Annotated in this window: 2 protein-coding genes; both read left to right on the top strand. The window is 42.6% G+C overall.

Annotation, left to right across the window (positions count from 1 at the left end):
- The first annotated feature begins 347 nt into the window (after positions 1-347).
- Positions 348-1,601: a competence/damage-inducible protein A gene (locus tag PX481_RS07910; protein WP_288027240.1), complete on the top strand. Its 1,254-nt coding sequence runs from the start codon at positions 348-350 to the stop codon at positions 1,599-1,601.
- A 196-nt stretch (positions 1,602-1,797) separates the two neighbouring features.
- Positions 1,798-1,929 (top strand): hypothetical protein, encoded by a 132-nt coding sequence (locus PX481_RS07905; protein WP_255520650.1) that lies wholly within the window; start codon positions 1,798-1,800, stop codon positions 1,927-1,929.
- Positions 1,930-2,319: the final 390 nt, after the last annotated feature.

The following is a 2,319-nucleotide window of genomic DNA, read 5'->3' as shown; positions in this document are numbered from 1 at the left end:
TTAATAAACCTCTTGCATAATTAATTTTTGAGGCTTCAAAAACGGCAAAAACAAGGATTAAATTACATAAAATCTGTAAATAGACCGTTTAATTGATTATTATTCATTCTTAATTCTCCTGACTCCTGACGACCGGCTACTGACTCCTAACCCTAACAACAATTTTTGATTTTTACAAGAGGTCTAATATACAAGACTTTGATTGTTGATAGCTTACTGGTATAATACTGGAGCGCACTGGTAGGGTTAACTTCCAGTACCATCGTTACCGAAACCCGATCGAACGATGGTGACAGGAGATCAGTTAATGATCAAAATTGAAAATCTTAAGCTAATTGTCAAAAATTATGGCCGCTGAAATTATTTGTGTAGGAACGGAATTATTATTAGGGGATATAGTTAATACTAACGCCCAATATTTAGCCCTAGAATTGGCAAAATTAGGCATTCCCCATTATTATCAAACGGTGGTGGGGGATAATGTAGAAAGACTGAAAAAAGCGATCGCTATTGCCCGAGAACGTTCTTCAATTTTAATTTTTACCGGGGGACTGGGACCGACTCCCGACGATTTAACCACAGAAACAATCGCCGATTTTTTCCAAACGCCCCTCAGAGAAGATAAAGAGATTTTAGCGGAAATCGAGGCTAAATTTACGAGTTTAGGGCGAGAAATGCCTCCTAGTAACAGTAAACAGGCTTTAATACCTGTGGGAGCCGATTTTTTGCCAAATCCGACCGGAACCGCCCCCGGCATGATCTGGCAACCAGAGACTAACGTAACTATTCTCACTTTCCCCGGAGTACCCTCAGAAATGAAGAGAATGTGGGTAGAAACGGCCATTCCCTACCTAGAAAGTCAAGGATGGGGCAAAGAGAGGATTTATAGTCGTTCTCTGAAATTTCGCGGTATCGGTGAGTCAGCTTTAGCGGAAAAAGTTGTCCATTTATTTGATCTGACTAATCCCACCGTTGCCCCCTATGCTGGTTTAGGCGAAGTGCGTTTGCGAATTGCGACGAAAGCCCCTTCTTTACAGGCTGCTTTGCAGGTAATTGAACCGGTAGCGACGGAAATTAAGGAAATCGCCGGATTAGATTATTTTGGGGCTGATGATGATACTTTACCTGCGGTGGTGGGGGAACTTTTGCGGCGGCAAAAACAAACTTTGAGTGTGGCAGAATCCTGTACTGGAGGGGGATTAGGGGAAATTATCACCCAAATCGCCGGCAGTTCCGATTATTTTGGGGGTGGGGTTATTTCCTACGATAATCGGGTAAAAGTTGCCCTCTTAGACGTAAATGAAGGGGATTTAACTAATTTCGGGGCTGTCAGTGCCATTATTGCCCAACAGATGGCGCTAGGGGTGCAAAAACGCCTCGCTACGGATTGGGGGATCAGTATCACGGGTATTGCCGGACCAGGAGGAGGCAGTGAGACAAAACCCGTGGGCCTAGTTTATATCGGTTTAGCCAGTCCTGACGGAAATGTCACCGTATCAGAGCATCGTTTCGGAGAAAATCGAGATCGCTTGACTATTCGCCAGATTAGTGCTTATACCGCCCTCGATCGCCTACGCCGGAATTTATTAACAATATCTTAAAAAAGAATTGCCAAGAATATATACTCAGACTAAAAAGTTATGTTAAGCTTAATATAAATACAAGATATAGATTCCCCCGCTCGTCAGATTTAACAGCCAAACGATGAAAATTAGTTAAAATTCTCTAGAATCAAGCTGTTGCGGGGATCAATCGACGAAAACTCATAGCTAGTATCTCAAAGGAGCCATTTGGTCAATGGACTATTTAGATGAAGTGATAGAAAAATTGAGAGAATGGGCGCGCAAACTGATCGAGAGTGTTTTTGGTCCGGAACCCGAACCCGAACCCGAACTAATCCCGATCCCCGTGCGCGATCACAGTCGATAAAGCCACCGGTAAAACAGAATATTGCGATAATATCAGTGCAAACTTACTATGAGTCTGCACTTGATTTTTGCCTGAAGCCAAGCCTAGCTTAGAGCAGGCTGAATAAATCTAAAATTTAGACTTTTTGGAAATCAAAAAGTACCAGATATGGGAGTAAGCGGGGGTAAAATTCAGGTAATTTTTTCCTAAAAATTAGGTAGGGTTTGCTGAATAAATCTAAAAACCTTGTTAGATAAGGCTTTTAGACTTTTTTCCCTCAAAAAGTGTTGACCATTGGAGTGATCCGGGGTAAAATCCCTGGACTTTTTCCCTGAAAAATAGGTAACTGACTACCTCAAAATCGGTAAAAACCCACACCCCACACCCCACAACCCACACCCTCAACCCCAC

This window comes from Microcystis sp. M53603_WE2, from assembly GCF_030065435.1.
The sequence above is the reverse complement of the archived record's forward strand: the minus strand, read 5'-3'. Positions and strand labels throughout refer to the sequence as shown.

Coding starts and splice junctions, on each gene's coding strand:
- PX481_RS07905 (WP_255520650.1), top strand. CDS start 1,798: ATGGACTATTTAGATGAAGTGATAGAAAAATTGAGAGAATGGGCGCGC.
- PX481_RS07910 (WP_288027240.1), top strand. CDS start 348: ATGGCCGCTGAAATTATTTGTGTAGGAACGGAATTATTATTAGGGGAT.